General features: G+C 65.8%; 15 protein-coding genes. 12 read left to right on the top strand and 3 right to left on the bottom strand.

The features are described from left to right. The first annotated feature begins 2 nt into the window (after nucleotides 1-2). From E1H16_RS13385 to E1H16_RS13365, 5 genes are all read left to right on the top strand, one after another. Nucleotides 3-1,202, top strand: coding sequence for an MFS transporter (locus E1H16_RS13385; RefSeq protein WP_134324398.1), 1,200 nt, complete (start codon nucleotides 3-5; stop codon nucleotides 1,200-1,202). A 141-nt stretch (nucleotides 1,203-1,343) separates the two neighbouring features. Beyond that, nucleotides 1,344-1,757 (top strand): SAV_6107 family HEPN domain-containing protein, encoded by a 414-nt coding sequence (locus tag E1H16_RS13380; RefSeq protein WP_134324397.1) that lies wholly within the window; start codon nucleotides 1,344-1,346, stop codon nucleotides 1,755-1,757. A gap of 48 nt (nucleotides 1,758-1,805) precedes the next feature. Next, nucleotides 1,806-2,510, top strand: coding sequence for a methyltransferase (locus E1H16_RS13375; RefSeq protein ID WP_166741765.1), 705 nt, complete (start codon nucleotides 1,806-1,808; stop codon nucleotides 2,508-2,510). Further along, complete coding sequence (dinB, locus tag E1H16_RS13370; RefSeq protein WP_134324395.1) at nucleotides 2,500-3,795, top strand: DNA polymerase IV; 1,296 nt, start codon at nucleotides 2,500-2,502, stop codon at nucleotides 3,793-3,795. The genes E1H16_RS13375 and dinB overlap by 11 nt, the downstream gene beginning before the upstream one ends. A 72-nt stretch (nucleotides 3,796-3,867) precedes the next feature. Continuing rightward, complete coding sequence (locus tag E1H16_RS13365; protein ID WP_166741764.1) at nucleotides 3,868-4,269, top strand: DUF3040 domain-containing protein; 402 nt, start codon at nucleotides 3,868-3,870, stop codon at nucleotides 4,267-4,269. 113 nt (nucleotides 4,270-4,382) lie between these two features. On the opposite strand, the gene E1H16_RS13360 is transcribed toward E1H16_RS13365, so the two are convergent. The 3 genes from E1H16_RS13360 to E1H16_RS13350 are packed head-to-tail and all read right to left on the bottom strand — an operon-like array spanning nucleotide 4,383 to nucleotide 8,723. Beyond that, a complete protein-coding gene (locus tag E1H16_RS13360; RefSeq protein WP_134324393.1) occupies nucleotides 4,383-6,578 on the bottom strand; it encodes a transglutaminase TgpA family protein in 2,196 nt (731 codons plus the stop codon). Then, nucleotides 6,575-7,669: a DUF58 domain-containing protein gene (locus E1H16_RS13355; protein WP_166741763.1), complete on the bottom strand. Its 1,095-nt coding sequence runs from the start codon at nucleotides 7,667-7,669 to the stop codon at nucleotides 6,575-6,577. Before E1H16_RS13355 ends, E1H16_RS13360 begins: the two co-directional genes overlap by 4 nt. 55 nt (nucleotides 7,670-7,724) lie before the next feature. Next, a complete protein-coding gene (locus E1H16_RS13350; protein WP_243837859.1) occupies nucleotides 7,725-8,723 on the bottom strand; it encodes an AAA family ATPase in 999 nt (332 codons plus the stop codon). A 316-nt stretch (nucleotides 8,724-9,039) separates the two neighbouring features. On the opposite strand from E1H16_RS13350, the gene mraZ reads away from it, so the two are divergent. The 7 genes from mraZ to murD all read left to right on the top strand — a co-directional run bounded on the left by mraZ (nucleotide 9,040) and on the right by murD (nucleotide 17,174). Beyond that, on the top strand, nucleotides 9,040-9,468 hold the full coding sequence (gene mraZ / locus E1H16_RS13345) for a division/cell wall cluster transcriptional repressor MraZ (RefSeq protein WP_134324391.1): 429 nt from the start codon (nucleotides 9,040-9,042) through the stop codon (nucleotides 9,466-9,468). Between the two features lie 150 nt (nucleotides 9,469-9,618). Beyond that, nucleotides 9,619-10,572 (top strand): 16S rRNA (cytosine(1402)-N(4))-methyltransferase RsmH, encoded by a 954-nt coding sequence (gene rsmH, locus E1H16_RS13340; protein ID WP_134324390.1) that lies wholly within the window; start codon nucleotides 9,619-9,621, stop codon nucleotides 10,570-10,572. Beyond that, entirely contained in the window at nucleotides 10,569-11,135 is a 567-nt protein-coding gene (gene ftsL, locus E1H16_RS13335; RefSeq protein WP_134324389.1) for a cell division protein FtsL, read from the top strand. The genes rsmH and ftsL overlap by 4 nt, the downstream gene beginning before the upstream one ends. Beyond that, on the top strand, nucleotides 11,135-13,057 hold the full coding sequence (locus E1H16_RS13330; protein ID WP_134324388.1) for a peptidoglycan D,D-transpeptidase FtsI family protein: 1,923 nt from the start codon (nucleotides 11,135-11,137) through the stop codon (nucleotides 13,055-13,057). The genes ftsL and E1H16_RS13330 overlap by 1 nt, the downstream gene beginning before the upstream one ends. A gap of 28 nt (nucleotides 13,058-13,085) precedes the next feature. Beyond that, nucleotides 13,086-14,600 carry a UDP-N-acetylmuramoyl-L-alanyl-D-glutamate--2,6-diaminopimelate ligase gene (locus E1H16_RS13325; protein ID WP_243837857.1) on the top strand — a complete coding sequence of 505 codons (1,515 nt, stop codon included), beginning with the start codon at nucleotides 13,086-13,088 and terminating at the stop codon, nucleotides 14,598-14,600. An 88-nt stretch (nucleotides 14,601-14,688) separates the two neighbouring features. Continuing rightward, nucleotides 14,689-15,768 (top strand): phospho-N-acetylmuramoyl-pentapeptide-transferase, encoded by a 1,080-nt coding sequence (gene mraY / locus E1H16_RS13320; protein ID WP_134324387.1) that lies wholly within the window; start codon nucleotides 14,689-14,691, stop codon nucleotides 15,766-15,768. Further along, nucleotides 15,765-17,174, top strand: a complete 1,410-nt coding sequence (gene murD / locus E1H16_RS13315) for a UDP-N-acetylmuramoyl-L-alanine--D-glutamate ligase (protein WP_243837856.1) — start codon at nucleotides 15,765-15,767, stop codon at nucleotides 17,172-17,174. The genes mraY and murD overlap by 4 nt, the downstream gene beginning before the upstream one ends. The last annotated feature ends 27 nt before the right edge of the window (nucleotides 17,175-17,201 follow it).

Below are 17,201 nucleotides of genomic sequence, written 5' to 3'. Positions count from 1 at the left end.
CGATGAAGTTGCCCCGCGAAGTCTATATTCTCGCTGCGGTGGCGTTTTGCGTCGCGATCGGCTACGGCATAGTGGCGCCGGCAATACCTGGATTCGCCCGAGAATTCGGGGTTTCGCGGACGCTTGCCGCGTTGGTGATCAGCATGTTCGCGCTGGCTCGACTCACGGCTGCGCTGGGCGGCGGTCGACTGGTCGATAGGTTCGGCGCGCGAAGCATTCTCGGCATCGGACTGATCATCGTCGCGGTTTCCAGCGCGCTCGCCGGCCTGTCGGGCGATTACTGGCAGTTGCTCGCGTTACGTGGCGCAGGCGGCATCGGGTCGGCGATGTTCACGATCGCCTCGGCGAAGGTGCTCGCCGAGCGGGTTCCCTCGCAGATCCGTGGCCGGGCGATGAGTGTCTATTCCGGCGGGTTCTTGCTCGGCGGCATTAGCGGCCCGGCAATCGGCGGGCCGCTGACTGAGGCCAGTCTGCGGCTGCCGTTCTTCTTCTACGCCGCCACGTTGGGGGTCGCCGCGTACATCACCTTCTTCCACCTGTCGCGCACGACGGCGCCGCAGGGGGCGACCGCCGACGGTTCAGCGCCGGCCACTGATGACACACCGCCCAAGATGGAAGGCGCCCGAGAGGCACTGCGGGACCGACTGTTCCGCGCGGCAACAGTCGCGAACTTCTCTGCCATGTGGTCGAACGCAGTGCGCAACGCCACGGTGCCGTTGTTCGTAGTCGAGGTGTTGCTGCAGGGGGAGTCGATGACCGGCTACGGACTCGCCGTGTACGCGATCGCGAACGGTGTGTTCTTAACGGCCGCGGGCAAACTGTCCGATAACTGGGGTCGCCGTCCGGCGATGATCCTGGGCGCAACTCTGACCGCAGTGTCGCTCGGCGTACTGACGTTTACCGACTCACTGTGGCTGTTCTTCGCGTCGATGGTGCTCGGTGGGCTGGGCGCATCGATGCAGGTAGTAGGCCCGGCTGCGGTGGCCGGGGATATGGCCCGAGGGCGCCGAGGCTCCGTGCTCGCGACTTATCAGATGGCCGGGGACGTCGGCGTCGTGGTAGGGCCGGTGTTGATCAACTTTGTCGTGGATCAGGCCGGATTCGAGTGGGCTTTCGCTATTTCCGCGCTGATTGCGCTGTCCGCTGCCGCGTTTGCGCTCGCGTCTCGGGACCGACGTGGGGGCCCAGAGTTGACCTCTTGAGGTCCTCCGTATGCGCGGCGGTGTGCCGCACGAAAATTGTCGGCGCCGAGTGGAGGATGGATTCAGTGGGGTGCACTTGACCTTGCCGGTCATCGAACGTATGTTCGACTGCGTGGGGGCTACTAAATGGAGGCGATCGCGATGTCCCAGGAGGGTGCGAGTTCGGCGGAGTTGCTGACGCAGGCGTGGCGGGCGATCGCCGAGGCGCAGGCCGCCGATCGGGCACATGTTCGCTTCGAGCGCGCGTCGGTGGCCGCGGTCCGGGCGGCCTCGGCGGTGATCGCTGGGTGTTCTCGACAGGTCCGTGGCGCGCGTGCGCAGTCGGTGTGGACGCTATTGGTGCGGTGCGCGCCTCAGCTGCGTGAGTGGGCGGATTTTTTCGCGGCAACCACGCGTACCACCACGCTGCTTCGTAGCCGTGGGGTCGAAGGCGGCGGTGTGACGCAGCGACTAGCCGATGACCTGTTGCGTGACGCCGACAGGTTCACGCACGAGGTGCGGGCACTATTGATGCGCCGCCGCACTGAGGGCCTCTCCCGCGCGGCCGAATCATGAGGGATGATCGATGCAGACGTGATGACACAACGCACGACGGGAGTCTCGATGTCCACTGCGACCAGCGCCCTGCCCAATAACGATGCGGTGCTCGGACTAATCCGGGGTCTGGTCGGCGACCGTAAGGTGCGGGTGCTCGACCTTGGCGGTGGGAGTGGTGTGTACGCCGTAGCGATCGCTGCTGACGGTCACACGGTGCAGGTCCTCGACCACAGTAATGACGCGTTGGCGACCCTCGCGCGTCGCGCCGAGTCGGCCGGTGTCGGCGATCGAGTTACCGGCCGGAACGTCGACCTCGACAATGTCCGGGAGCCGATTGAGGTCGATAGCGCCGACATCGTGCTGTGCCACCGCGTGCTCGAATTCGTCGGGTCACCACAGGACATCCTGTCGGCCGCGGCCGCGGCTTTACCGGCCGGCGGAACGCTGAGTGTCGTGGCGGCGAATCGCCCGGGAGCAGCGCTGAGTCGGATCATCAGCGGGCGTCTGGAGGAGGCCGATGCGATTCTGGACGATTCGGTACCCGGACCCGCTGGACGCCGGTTCGACGCCGATGAGTTGACCGAGCTCCTAGAGTCCCTCGACCTGCAGGTCACCCATGTGCGTGGCGTCGGCCTGCTCGGTGAACTGAACCCGGCTGAGGCCGAGGCATCGGGTGCGCGAGAATTGGCGCAGCGCGTGGCTGCCGACCCGTTCTTGGCGCGGGCAGCACCCCTGTTGCACATTGTCGCCGTACGGGGCAATGGGGCGTAGCGCCGATCAGGAGCGGATAGCCGTTGGCGACCAGGGAGAGGTCGATGACAGCGGCTGTCACTACCTGCACGTCGACATGGACGCGTTCTTTGTCAGTGTCGAGGTGCGTAAGAACCCGGCCCTCGCCGGTAAGCCAGTCATCGTCGGCGGCGCTGGCGGTTTCGGAGTGGTCTCGACGGCGAGTTATGAGGCCAGGCGGTACGGCGTCCGCAGCGCGATGCCGATGTCCAAAGCGCTGCGGCTGTGCCCGCACGCGATAGTTGTCGGCGGTGACCACGACGAGTACGCCGCTGCCTCGGCCGATGTCATGGCGATCCTGCGTGACGTGACGCCGCTCGTGCAGCCGCTGTCGCTGGACGAAGCGTTCCTGGACGTCTCCGGTGCCGTGCGAGTACTTGGCAGCCCACGCGAGATCGGGCAAATGATTCGCCGGCGCACCGCCGACGAATTGTCACTGACGTGTTCGGTGGGCATAGCGAGTCGACTCTTTGTATCGAAGATCGCGAGCACCCGATGTAAACCCGACGGCCTCCTGGTCGTCCCGGCCGCGGACACGCTGCGTTTTCTGCACCCCCTACCGATTTCGGCGTTGTGGGGCGTGGGTCCCAAAGCGGCCGCGAAGTTACAGGCGCTCGGCTTGTTCACGATCGGTGACATCGCGGCGAGTAGGCCGCAGACGTTGTACTCGAATATCGGTCGCGGTCGTGCCGAGCACATTCTCGCGCTGGCCGCGGGGCGCGACCCACGTAGCGTCACCCCAGAACGAGTCGATAAGTCCATCTCGGCGGAGAACACCTATTTCCGGCCGCTGACCGCTCATCCGCAGATCGAGGCAGAGCTGAATCGGCTGACGATGAAGGTCGCCGCTCGCCTTCGCAGTAAGCAGCTTCAAGCACGGACGATCGGGGTGAAGTTGCGGGCCGGTGACTTTACGACGTACACCCGCGAACTCACGTTAGAGCGTCCGACGCACACCGCGGCCGCCATGCTGCCGCATCTTCGAACGCTGTGGCAGGACATCGAGCGCACAGTGTTGGGCGGACGGCCGGTGCGTCTATTGGGGGTGCGTGCGTCGGCACTGATCGAGCAGGACAGCGAACCGGTGCAATTGACCTTCGATGACGCTGAAGAAGATCAGCCCCAGCAGCGGTGGGAGGGGGCCGAACGCGCGCTCGATGAAGTGGTGGCGCGATTTGGCGGATCCGCGTTGCGACCGGCGTCCAGCCTACGTAGACCGCCGTCTCAGGGACGCTCTGACCACGAGAATTCGAGTCTGGGTTCCTAACTTCCCAGAACGCTCGTATCCTAGGAGGTGCGCGGTGGAGCGACCCACCGCAACGACCTACGAGGAGATGTCGTGCCACTCTCCGAGCATGAGCAGCGGGTACTCGAGCAGATCGAGCGATCCCTGTACGCAGAGGACCCGAAATTTCGGGCCGCCGTCAAGAAATCCAGTCATAAACCAGCCCGTATCGGGAGCCTCAAGCTCGCGATCGGATGCGGCGTGCTTGGCCTCGTCGTACTCGTCGGGGGTGTGTGGCTACAGAACGTCATCGTCGGCGTGCTCGGTTTCTTGATCATGCTGATCGGTGGTGTCATCGGCGTGCGCGTAACCCAGAATCCGCCGCCTAAGAACAAGGACGGCAAGAGCGCTGGCAAAGACCGTGGTGGCTCGAGTGGCAAGCGTTCCTCGGGTGGGGGCGGCGTAGCGGACAAGGCGCAGGAGCGGATGCGTCGCCGCTTTGAGGGCGGCCAGTAACCCTCACGGTTCTGCCGGCGAACGCCATATGCAGCGACTCACACGTCCGCATTGGCCCGTCGGGATTAAGCCCGGATTGTGCGACGGCGTCCTAGCGAAAGACGCAATAAGGCTTAGCGACCTAGTAATCCGCGTACCGCTCGGGGCACGGCTATCGCTGCCCACCAGCGGAGGCGACCGACCGCAACGCGGATCCGGTCCCGAGCGCCGCGCAACTCACTGGCCAACGAGTCAGATCCATGCGCGCTGTAGCGCGCCCGCTCGACAGCCTCGCCGAAATCTGCGAGCTCGGCCCGATCGATACCGAACGAGTCCGCCCATACGTCGACTTGCGCTCGGTACCCGCGTGTTGCGACCGCTGGCGCGCCGAGCGCATCGGTGAGTTCGACGAGTTCTGCCCATGCTGCCGCGGCGCCGTCGGCGCCCCCAGAGCCCGCAGTCGCCAGTCGCCGGCGCCATCGCGCAAGCCTGAGGACACCTGGCAGTGCCAGTAACGCCACGCCGAGCACGGCGATGAGGACCCAACGCAGGATGGCCGCGATCGGCAGACCTTGATCGGCCTCAGCCGCGTCTGCCTCCGCCTGCGCGGACGGGTCGACGGACTCGGCAGCGGACGACGTGTCCGGAGCAGATGAGGTCGCTGTCGATTCGCTGGAACTGGTCGACGGATCTTCATCGTCACCGTCGAGCTGATCGCTCGGGGCGTACGAAAGCGGCTCGGATCGGTCACCAATGGGCGTCGGGTCGAACGGGATCCACCCCGACTCGCCAAAATAAGCCTCGACCCAGGCATGTGCGTCATCGGTAGTGATCTCGAATTCGCCATCGTCGTTCTGCTCGCCGTTGGTGTAGCCGACCACGACCCGTGCGGGCACTCCTGAGATCCGGAACATGCTGGCCATCGCGGAGGCATACTGCTCGCAGAAGCCGACACGTTTGTCCAGGAAGCTGGCGAGTGGGTCGGCGCCTTCGGGATCGGGCACCTGCAGGTCATAGGTGAACCCCTGTGCTGGGTCGCTGAAGAACTCATCGAGCGCGGTGGCGACGGTCCACGGCGTATTGGCTGAACCCACGATCGAGTTGGTCAGCTCGACGACGGAAGGATCAACGTCATTCGGCACGACGAGGTTCTTGGTGACCTCGGGAGGCACGGAGCTAGTGACCGCAGCGAGTTCCTCCTGGGTCGGTCGCGGCACCTGCGAGGTGATCTCGTAAGTGCGCCCGTTGACGTCGCCCTTGTCATCGGTGAAGACGACGCCCATATCGCGGTCATACCGCGCACCGGACAACTCGACTGACGTCGGCGAGTAGTAGGTCGGCACGAAGATGTCGTTGTACTGCTCGACCGTGATCGTTGTGTGGGTCGTTGCCGTTGAATCACTGATCTCGCCGGTCGGGATATCCGAAAGGTCGACATCGTCGTCCTGAGTGTTCGCGAAACTCCACCCTGCGAGGCCCCAATTTTCCAGTACCAGGGTGCGCAGATAGAAGGGCGTGGGATCGTCGGTGGTGAGGGTGAACAGCGGAATCGGCTCATCGCGAGAGAGTTGGCCGACCAGATCGGTCGTGCGCGCGACCGTCTCGTTCGGTGCTCGCTTAGTTCCGGCGACGGCGAAGATACCGCCGTCCTGCAGCCGTACGACGACGGTGACGGCGGCGGCGACACTGATCGCGAGGATCAGAATCAGACCGGTGCTGAGCAGGTTGGCCGCTCCACGGAACCGCGCGGTAGCCGGACGATCACCATCGGCAACCCATAACAACAGCAAGAACGCGATCAGCGGGATCGCCACCAGCCACATCGAGATCGGTTCGCGGACGATCGCGGCGCAGATGGCGAAGAGTGTCAGGAGGGGAATCCCGGTGAGCGCCGGGCGGCCGGTGACAGTGAAATCGTCGACGAGTACGCCGACGGGGAGCACGAGCAGAGCCAGTAGTGCTGCGGTGCCTGGGGTCGGATCGATCGGTGCTACCTGGGTTCGCGCCGTGTTGGCGCCCTCATTCAACAGCGCGAAGAAGTGTTCGAAGGTATCGCCGGACGGGATGAACCCGGCGAGCAACGTGGGCTGGCACGTCAGCAGTAACAAGGCGTATAGCCCGACCAGCAACTGCAGAATGCACACGTACGCGTGCGCGAGGTTCAGTTTGCGCAGCGCGATACCGCTCAGCACGACGGCGGCGATCACGGCCACGCTGGTCCACAGCCAATTCTGGCCGGAGAAGACGGGGCCAATAGTCGCCAGGGTTGCCAGGGTGGCAACACCGGCGATCATGGGTGCGGCAATGCGCGACACGGCGGCGGCGCTCACGCGAGCGCTCCCTCGGTCGGTGCTTCGGCCAGCACCGCAGCGATCGAGCCGCCGCGGGGCATCATCGTCAGCCCGGGCGTGGGCTCGGCTTTGCTCGCGCCCAGCGGAACGATGAACGTCTGCGCGCGCTGTTGCGGGCGGTGCTGCTGCGGGTCGGTCGTTACCAGGATCATCGGTGTCGCCACCGGCGGCAACGGTGGTGCGCCGCCATCGCTAATGGGATGCGCGAGCGCGAGAAAGCGCAGCAGCGAATCCCGGTGCCAGGCGCCGGTGGGTGGACGGCGGGGCCCGGTCGAGTCGATCACCCGCAACCCCCAGCCATGCTCCAGCAGTGCCACGCCGAGCGAAGCGATTATTTCCAGCGTTCGTTCGAACGTCCGCTCGTCGTGGAGTTGCGCTCGGGACTCGAACGCGATGGTCGCCGCGGTCTCGGATTCCGGCCGCTCAAGGCGGGTCATGAGACGGCCGGTGCGTGCGCTGCTGCGCCAGTGGATCCGCCGCATCCCGTCTTCGGGGTGGTAGTCGCGGATACCTACGTCGGGTTGGCCGGCCAGGCCCTCCTCGAGAGCAGTGTTCGCAGTGCGGGGGACCGCACCGATCGAACGAAGCCACCCGGGGTGTACCCGGTGGTGCCGCGGCAAGCCCAGGATCGTGGCGTGAGTGGTGCCGCTGTAACGCGTACTGACCAGACCGAGCGGGTCGCGGATCGTGACTTCTAGCGGACCGAACTTGTGTGATCCGCGTGCGGTGACCTTGGTGGAGAAATCCAGGCGGACGCCGCCGTCAGCCGCCGCGCCGGGGACCGACAGGTGCGCCGTGCTGGTGAGCCCGGTGTCGGTGCGTGCGTGGCACACCAGCGCAGCGGGTTGCATGAATCGCGTGACCTGGGCGTTGACGGCGACATTGACCGACGTGTCGACTGCGGCCTCGGCGGGATCGAGGAAGTACCTGGTGCGGATCCTCGCGCGCAGCAGCAAGGCGCACAACCACGTCAGCACGCAGACGATGACCAGCACGATCGCCACCCGCAATAGATCCGTCTCGCCGAGCGCGAACGATCCTGCGCCAGCGGCGAGCGCTGCAGCGAGCACACTGCTGCCTCGGGTGGTGAACGTCGTGCCTGCCCATCGGCGCCGGCTACGACGTTTAGTTCGGGATGCCAACGCTGCTGATCGCCTCGTCGATGATGTCGCTGGCTGCGTGACGGGTGCGCATATCATGCCCGCCCATCAGTAGCCGGTGCGACCACACCGTGGGTGCGAGGCGCTGTACGTCGTCCGGCGTGACATAGTCGCGCCCCGATAGCACTGCCGCCGTCTTGGCCGCGCGCAGCAGTTGAAGTGCGGCGCGCGGCGATGCGCCGAGGCGTACCGAGGTGTGCTGCCGCGTGAAATCTGCCAGGCGGACGACGTAGCGGTGAATGGACTCGGCGACGTGGCTAGCCCGTACCGTGCGGATCATCGCGGCGACGTCCTCTGCGGTGCAGACCGGCTGGACGACGTCGAGCGGATCGCTCGGTCCGTGTTCGGCGAGCATCCGAACCTCGGCGTCCTGGTCGGGGTAACCCATCTCGACTTGCGCCATGAATCGATCGCGCTGCGCCTCCGGCAGGATGAACGTGCCCTCCATCTCGATCGGATTCTGCGTGGCGACGACCATAAAGGGGCGGGGTAAATCGTGGGTCTCACCGTCGACGGTGACTTGGCGTTCCTCCATCGCTTCCAGGAGCGCAGACTGGGTCTTTGGGGTGGCCCGGTTGATCTCGTCGCCGATCACGATGTTTCCGAAAAGCGGCCCGGCGGTGAACTCGAACGCACGCTGGCGCTGATTGAAGACCGAGACTCCGGTGAGGTCGCTGGGCAGCAGGTCCGGCGTGAACTGGATTCGCTGCACGCTGCCGTCGATAGCCGCAGCGAGTGCCTTGGCCAGCTTCGTCTTTCCGACTCCGGGCACGTCCTCGATGAGCAGATGGCCGTCGCACAGCAAGCACACGATGGCCGTGTGGATGACCTCGCTCTTGCCGGAGATGACTTTTTCGACCTCGGCAGCGATCGCGAGCGTGCTATTGCGAACCTCATCGCCGCTCAACGTCGTGGGTACGGCACGACGTCGGCTCCGATGGGGCTGTGTTGCGGATTCGGTCACTGATCCTCCGGTGGGGGGCAACGGCAGTGCGCCTGCAATGAGCCTAATCGTGTAGCGGCGCTGTGAACGATGACTAGATGAGATTTCCGTAGCGTCACATCCCCCAAAACTCCCCACCAGCGCCCCCACGCATCCACCAATCCGCAAAATCCCTGGTCAGCGGAGGCCAGCTGGCTATCGCTGTCTGCCTGTGATCTGTCGTAACGACCGGAAAATTTGCCGTGACGGGCATAAAGGGCCGATTTTCGGTTCAGAGTGGTGGGTAGTGGGGTAGAGTGGGGCATGTCGGTCGCGCCGCGTGGGGAGGGGAAGCCGGATGTTCTTCGGTGACTTCTATCCGCGCATGGACGAGAAGGGTCGTCTGGCGTTACCGGCGAAGTTCCGCGACAAGCTCAGCGACGGCATGGTGATCACCAAGGGGCAGGACCGCTGCCTGTTCGTGTACCCACGGTCGGAGTTCGAGCGGATCGCTGCCCGCCTCAACAAAGCCCCATCAACCAACGCCGCAGTCCGCAACTACGCCCGTGCCCTGTTCGGGTCGGCCGACGATCAACTGGCCGACAAGCAGGGACGCATCGTGGTCAAAGCCGCCCTACGCGAGTACGCCGGCCTGTCCCGCGAATGCGCTGTGGTCGGAGTCAACGACAAGGTCGAGATCTGGGACGCCGAGGCATGGCGACGGTTCAGTTCGGAACAGGAGCAGGGGTTCGTCGACTTCTCCGAGGACTTTGTCCTCCCGGAGTAGCGACGATGGCGCACCGCACGGTGCGGCCCTCGCCCGGGCATCCACCCTGGCGCACCTTCCCCGGTGCCAGGTGGGTTGCCGGGAGGGGACCACGTCGTACGGCGCGCTGTACGAGCAGACGGCAATCGGCTTCGAGTGGGAAGGGCAGTGATGAGCGACGCCGCACAGCACACCCCAGTCCTACTCGAACGCACTCTCGAACTGCTGGCACCTGCTTTGCAGCGCCCCGGCGCAATCTACGTCGATGGCACGCTCGGTCACGGTGGGCACAGCGAGGCCGTGCTGCGGGCGTTTCCGCAGGCGCGCGTCGTCGGAATCGATCGCGATGAAACGGCACTGGAGCTCAGTCGCGTGCGACTCGCGCCGTACGCCGACCGCCTCAGCCTCGTACACGCGGTGTACGACGACATTCTGCGGGTGCTCAGCGACCTCGGCCTGGCAGCCGCCGACGGAGTCCTGCTCGACCTTGGCGTCTCCTCGATGCAGATCGATCAGCCCGATCGCGGATTCTCATACATGCAGGACGCGCCGCTGGACATGCGAATGGACCGCAGCAGTGGTCGCACCGCGCAGGACGTGGTGGACACCTACAGCGAGTCCGAGTTGAAGCGCGTCCTGTCGCAGTACGGCGAGGAGCGTCTAGCGCCCCGTATCGCCGCCGCGATCGTGCGCGCTCGCGGCGAGTTGCGCACGACGGGACAACTCGCGGCCCTGGTTCAGGACGCATTGCCGGCGGCCGTGCGTCAGCGCAGCACCGGGCATCCCGCCAAGCGCACGTTTCAGGCCTTGCGGATCGAGGTGAACGACGAACTCACCGTACTGAGTCGAGCAGTACGCGCAGCGCTCGATCAGTTGGCGCTCGGCGGCCGGCTGGTGGTGCTGTCGTATCACTCGCTGGAGGACCGGATCGTGAAGAAGGCCTTCGCCGACGCCGCTACCGATCACACCCCGCTGGACCTGCCGGTGAGCCTGGAGTCCCAGCAGCCCGAGATGAAGCTGCTGGTCCGCGGCGCGGAGAAGGCTCCGGCATCCGAACAACAGATAAACCCGCGCAGCGCCTCGGTGCGCCTGCGCGCCGTCGAACGAGTACGGGAAGCTTCATGAGCACTGCTTTCGCCACGCCCACCCGCACCCGCGATTCCGCGTCCGTCAAGAACCGTCCGAGCGAGACGCGCCGCCGCAGTTTTACTGAACAGCGTCGCGCGGCCCGCCGCGCGGCGGCGGATCGGTCGTTGCGCGCGCAACTGGTCAAGAGCCGCAGCCTTATTCGGCTCGCTGTTCGTCAGCAGGAGTCGCAATGGCCGTTCGTGATTGTGTTCGCCCTGATCGTCGGTATCGCGGTGGTCACCATGCTCATGGTGAACACTGCCACCGCCCAGACGTCGTTCACCGAGCAGAAGCTCAATGACGAGTTGTACTCGCTCACATTGACCGAACAGCAGCTACAGCAGCAGGTCGCCGGTAAGCAGGCACCCGAAGAACTCGCGAAGCGGGCGACCGAACTCGGGATGGAGCCCGGCGCCAACCCCGGGAACCTGGTGGTAGGCGCGGACGGCTCCGCGACGTGGATCGAACCCACCGAGCCCGAGCAAGACGAGGCGCCACCACCTCACCCCGAGCACCCGCCGACGATGCCCACCGACCAGTCCGCGACCGCAGGAGACTGATGTCCGAGCGCTCACGCCGCCCCGCCGGCAGCCGACCTGGGGCAGGCAACCGCCGTACCCCGACCGAGCGCGCTACCCGGCGCCCGGCGTCCTCCCGATCTACCTCCGGCGCAGCGTCGCGGGGGCGTGCCACCCGGCGTCGACGCGTCCGGGGTTTCCCGCTTGGTCGGCCCGAACGGCGTACGACCGGGATCTTCGTCGTCCTCACCGCACTGATGCTCATCATCGGGGGCCGATTGCTGCAGTTGCAGGGTGTCGACGCCGCGGCGTACGCCGCCACCGCAGAAGGGGACCGTCTCAAGAGCAAGGTGATCACCGCGCAGCGCGGCGCGATCACCGATACCGATGGGACGCGCCTGGCCTATAGCGTTGAAACTCGAACGGTATTTGCCGACCCGAAGAACATCGACCCCGATGAACGAGCCGACCTCGCAGTGTTCGTCAGCAAGAAACTCGGTGTGCCGTACGCCAAGGTGCTCTCTGCGGTCAGCTCCAAGGGTCGCTACGCGGTCATCGCCAAGGACGTTGATCCGGCGAAGGCGAACGAGATTCGTACCTCCGAGCTCAACGGTGAGCCGTTGTACGAAAAGATCGGAGACGAGTACACCCAGAAGCGCATCTACCCGGCCGGAACCACCGGTGGGCAGCTCGTCGGGTTCATCTCTCAGGGCAGCGGCGACGGGGACAAGCCCGTCGGCTCGGCGGGTGTCGAGCAGTCGATGGACGCCGTTCTTGCCGGCAAGGAGGGGAAGCTCACCTACGAGGCGAGCCCCAGCGGGTACATGATTCCGGCCGGTGTGCAGGAGGAGACCCCGGCGGTGCCAGGATCGACTGTGCAACTCACCATCGACGCGGATCTGCAGTACCTGCTGCAGAGTGCGGTAGACGAGTACCAGAAGAAGAACCCGGCTGCGGCTGCCGTGTCGGCCGTGGCCCTGGACGCGAACACCGGGCAGGTGGTCTCGATGTACGGCACCCCGGGGTATGACCCGGGTAATTTGGGCGCCAGCGACGGGGACGATATCGGCAACCCGACGGTGTCCTCGGTGCTGGAGCCCGGTTCGATCAACAAGGTCACCACGATGGGGCCCGCGCTCGATCAGGGGCTCATCACGCCGGATTCAGTGTTGGACGTGCCAGGGTCGATTCCTGTGGCCGATGTGGTGGTCAACGACGCGTGGGTGCACGACACGGTGCCGTTCACCGCGACCGGGATCTTGGCCCAGTCTTCCAACGTCGGCACGTTGATGATCAACAAAGAGTTGGATCCCAACGACTACTTCGAGATGCTGCAAAAGTTCGGTGAAGGCGAGGAAACGGGGATCGAGTTGCCGGCCGAGTCACCCGGTCTGCTCGCGCCGCGGGACACCTGGTCCGGTAGTCAGGTCGGCAATGTGCCGATCGGGCAGGGCGTATCGATGACGCCATTGCAGATGGCCTCGGCGTACCAAGCCATCGCCAACGATGGCACCCGGATTCCGCCGCGGATCGTGAAATCAGTGATCGGTGCGGACGGTAGCCAGACGCCCAGTACGCCGGCGAAGCCTGTTGAGGTGATCAGCTCGAAAGCAGCGGCCGAGTTGCGCGGCATGCTCGAGGCGGTCACCGGTGAAGGTGGTACCGGTACCAAGGCGACGGTTCCCGGATACCGGGTCGGTGGCAAGACCGGTACGGCACAGCGCGCCAACCCGGATTGCGGATGCTACGAGGGCGGTGGCTATAACCACACGTTCGTCGGTATGGCGCCGATCGAGGACCCGCAGTACGTCGTCGCAATCGCGATTACCGACCCGACCGCGTCGGTCGGCGGCTCCGGCGCCGCGGGCCTGTTCTCGACCGTGATGGGGCAGATTCTGCAGTCTGAGGGAGTTCCGCCGTCGACCGAGGCGTCGCCGTCGTACACCCTCATCGCCGGCCAGTAGCCGGCCGATGGCCACGTAGGATTCAGCCGTGACATCCAGTTCTCAACTTCGCCCCACGAACCGTCCGATGGTGCGCACGACCGCTATTGCGCAGCGCATCTCCGCGCAACATCAGGGCGCCGAGGTGCAGGTCAGCGGTATCACCAACCGCTCGGCCGAGGTCCGCGCCGGCGACCTGTTCGTTGGTGTTCCCGGTTCGCGGGCACACGGCGCGCGGTTCGCCGCTGACGCCGTGGCCGCAGGCGCCGTAGCAGTGCTCACCGACCAGCAGGGAGTGGATGTCGCCGGACCCCTAGAGGTACCGGTGCTCGTGGTCGACGATGTGCGGGCGGTGATCGGCGCCGCAGCCGCGCAGGTGTACGGCGACCCATCGCGTTCGCTGAAACTGCTAGGCATCACCGGGACGAGCGGGAAGACGACCACCGCCTACTTGCTGCGCGCGATTCTTGACGCCGCGGGCATCCGCAGTGGGCTGCTGGGCACCGTCGAGACCTTGATCGCCGACGAACGTTTCGAGCACACCCCGGGCGCTTCGTTCACCACGCCCGAGGCGCCGGACCTGCAGGCGCTGCTGGCGGTGATGGTCGAGCGCTCAGTCACGCACGTGGTGATGGAGGTCTCCAGCCACGCGCTGCAACTCGGCCGCGTCAGTGGGATCGAGTTCGCGGTGGCCGGCTTCAACAATCTCTCGCAGGATCACCTTGACTTCCATCACACGATGGAGGAGTACTTCCAGGCGAAGGCTGCGCTGTTCGACGGACGTGCCGCCGTACACGTGCTGAATATTGACGACCCGTACGGCGCCACGCTGGTCGATCGGCCGCAGCGCACGGTGACGTTATCGCCATCGGGCGCGGCGGCGGACTGGTCAGTTCGCCCGGGCGGTGCGCCCGGCGCCTTCACTCTCGTCGGTCCGGAATCGGTAAACCTCAACGTGAACCTGAGCCTTCCCGGCGCGTTCAACGTCGCGAATGCCGCGATGGCCGCGGCGATGGCCGCCGAGGTCGGCGTCGATTCTGAACTCGCGGCCGCAGCGCTGGCCGATGTACGTGTGCCGGGCCGGATGGAACGCATCGAGGCCGGCCAGGATTACCTGGCCGTCGTGGACTATTCGCACAAGCCTGCCGCGGTGGAGGCCGCCTTACAGTCGGTGCGTCAGCAGGCGCGCGGGCGCGTGCTGATCGTGCTCGGGTGCGGTGGCGACCGCGACGCGTCCAAGCGACCGATCATGGGCGAGGTCGCAGCGCGGGGCGCCGACGTGCTGGTGATCACCGACGACAATCCGCGCAGCGAGGACCCGGCCGCGATCCGGGCTGCGATGCTGCGAGGCGCGCACAGCGTCGATGCACCCGAACGAGCGCAGATCCTGGAGGTCTCCGACCGCGCCGCAGCGATTCGGGCGGCGGTCGAGCTGGCTCGGACCGACGACGTTGTCCTAGTCGCGGGCAAGGGGCACGAGACCGGACAGTACGTCGGTACCGTTGTGCACCCGTTCGACGATCGTGCGCAGTTGCGAGCGGCCATCGCGGAGCGGACCTCGTGACGCACCGGCGCGGGCTGTCCAATTGGGCAACGCGCACGCGCTACCGTGGTCAGGCACGAGAATCACGGCTGTGGAAGGGCGCGCAACAATGAGGTCGATCTTGCTCGGCGCGGTGTTGGCGCTGATGACCTCGCTGATCCTCACCCCGCTGTTGATTCGCCAGCTCAAGCGCCGCGCGTACGGCCAGCAGGTACGCGATGACGGCCCGCAAACTCACCTGGTCAAGCAGGGGACGCCCACCATGGGCGGTATCGCAATCATCATCGCGACGATTGTTGGATACTTCGGCGCCCACCTGATCATGGTCAACGACTTCGGACGCGATGTGACGCCGTCCGGATTGTTGGTGCTGTACCTATTCGTTGGACTCGGGTTAGTCGGATTCCTCGATGACTACATCAAGATCGCGAAGCAGCGCAGCCTCGGGCTGAATAAGACCGCCAAACTGCTCGGTCAATTGTTCGTCTCGATCAGCTTTGCCGTTATGGCGCTGCAGTTCAAACAGGGCGGCGTGACGCCCGCATCGACCGACATTTCCTTCGTGCGAGATATCTCGATGCTGGGGCTGGGTGCCATCGGTTTCGTGGTGTTCGCGGTCCTGTTCATCTCCGGGTTCTCCAACGCTACGAACCTCACCGACGGACTCGACGGACTCGCCGCCGGCGCCGCGACGATGGTGTTCGGCGCGTACGTCGTCATCTCGTTCTGGCAGTTCAGCCATCAGTGTTCGCGCGCGCAGGTCGCCGGCTGCTACACGGTGCGAGATCCGATGGACCTGGCGCTGTTGGCTGCGGTGATGATGGGCGCGTGTATCGGATTCTTGTGGTGGAACGCCAATCCTGCCCGCATCTACATGGGCGATACCGGTTCGCTGGCGCTCGGCGGCGGAATTGCCGGGCTCGCGATCACTACCCGCACCGAGCTACTGCTGTTCGTCCTCGGCGCACTGTTCGTCGCTGTGACCGCATCCGTGATCTTGCAGATCGGCTACTTCAAGATCACCGGTAAACGGCTATTCAGAATGGCACCCCTGCATCATCACTTCGAGTTATCCGGCTGGACCGAGATGACTGTCGTCGTGCGGTTCTGGATCGTCACCGGGATGTGCGTGGCGCTCGGCCTGGGCATCTTCTACGCCGACTGGCTCGCGACGGCGACGATTCAGTGAGGCGTGTGCTGGTTGCCGGTGGCGGCGTGTCGGGTGCCGCCGTCGCGCGCGCCTTGGCTGTGCGCGGCGACGATGTCCGCCTCGTCGATCGGCGAGCGGCAGCGGTTGACGATGAGTTAGCCACGCTGGGCGTGCGGTACGCCGGAGACCTCGACGTCGTGCCGGCGGACGTCGACCTTGTCGTCACCTCACCAGGATGGCCGCCGTCCCACCCGCTGTTGGCGGACGCCGCTCGCCGCGGCATTCCCGTAGTCGGCGAGGTAGAAATCGCGTGGCATCTGCGAGATGCCACCGTGCCGTGGCTGGCGGTCACCGGAACGAACGGCAAGACCACGACGGTGGGCATGCTCACCGCGATCCTGCGCGCTGCCGATCGCCACGTTGCCGAGGTCGGCAACGTGGGCCCGCCGGTGATCGACGCCGTCGTGGCCGCCGATCGCTCGTACGATGTGCTGACCGTGGAGTTGTCCAGTTTCCAGTTGCACTGGGCCCCGTCGGTCACCCCGGCGGCCGGGGCGTTGCTGAATATCGCGGCCGACCATCTCGACTGGCACGGCTCCCTGGAGGCGTACGCCGCGGATAAGTCGCGGATCTGGGCGGGTGGGCGCTCCCAGGTCGTGCTGAACGCCGATGACCCGCACGTCGTTGAACTGGCGGCGGCACTGCCCGAAGCCACCCGCCGGATTGAGTTCACCCAATCCGAACCGGCCGCGGGCCAACTCGGCATCCGCGACGGCATGCTGATCGATCGCAGTGTCGATCCGGACGGCGAGGTGCTGATCGCGGCCGCGGACATCCGCCCGCCCGGAGGGCACAATGCCGCCAACGCGCTCGCCGCGGCGGCGCTCGCCCGCACGGTTGGGGTCAACGCCCAGCAGGTAGCCGATGGATTACGCGCGTACCGCCCGGGCGACCACCGCAATGTCACCGTCGGCGTTGGGCAGTTCGCGGGCGGCTCGGTGCGGTTGGTGAACGACAGCAAGGCCACGAACGCGCACGCGGCGACCGCCTCGCTCACCTCATACCCGCGCGTGGTGTGGATCGCCGGCGGTCTGCTGAAGGGCGCCGTCGCCGGCGACTTCGCCGGACTCATCGAGCAGGTGCGTGAGCGATTGGCGGCGGTGGTGCTGCTCGGTCGCGACCGGGCAGTGATCACGGAGGCACTTCGGCGACACGCGCCCGAGGTGCACGCAATCGACATACCGAGCGCCGAACATATAGGTATGGCCGAGGCGGTGCGCGTCGCGACCGAACTCGCGCGCACCGAAGCGGCACGTACGGGGGACGAGGTTGTGGTGCTGATGGCGCCCGCGGCCGCGTCGATGGACATGTTCGTCGACTATGCCGAGCGCGGACGCGTCTTCACCGAAGCGGCCCGCGCGCAGGAGGGAATCCACGCGCAGTAACTCAGATCGGGAGAGGGCAGGAGGTAG

The sequence above is a fragment of the Cumulibacter soli genome (genome assembly GCF_004382795.1).
GTDB lineage: Bacteria > Actinomycetota > Actinomycetes > Mycobacteriales > Antricoccaceae > Cumulibacter > Cumulibacter soli.
Note: the sequence above shows the minus strand (reverse complement) of the source record. Positions and strands in the feature narration are given on the sequence as shown.